At 48.9% G+C, this 278-nt stretch carries 1 protein-coding gene; it reads left to right on the forward strand.

What is annotated here, in order from left to right; genetic code table 11:
* Window positions 1-3: 3 nt before the first annotated feature.
* Window positions 4-117 (forward strand): DUF416 family protein, encoded by a 114-nt coding sequence (locus tag IEQ44_RS18135; protein ID WP_369074440.1) that lies wholly within the window; start codon window positions 4-6, stop codon window positions 115-117.
* The last annotated feature ends 161 nt before the right edge of the window (window positions 118-278 follow it).

Raw genomic sequence — 278 nt, forward strand, 5'->3', positions numbered from 1 at the left:
GAAATATTCCGACTTTTAGCTGAGTGCGAAGAACGCGATATCGAGCTGATAAAAGGCCTTAGGGCAGACCTGCGTGAGGCGGGTGAGAGCAATATTGGTATAATTTTTCAGCAATAAGACCAGAAAACGTGATTTAACGCCTGATTTGTCGTACCTGGAGTCTTCCCTTTCGCCCCCCGTCTGGTCTACATTTGGGGGGCGAAAAAAAGTGGCTATCGGTGCGTGTATGCAGGAGAGTGCTATTCTGGCATTTCCGTCGCACTCGATGCTTAGCAAGC

This window comes from Nocardioides malaquae (assembly GCF_015070385.1).
In the GTDB taxonomy this organism is placed as follows: Bacteria; Actinomycetota; Actinomycetes; order Propionibacteriales; family Nocardioidaceae; genus Nocardioides; species Nocardioides malaquae.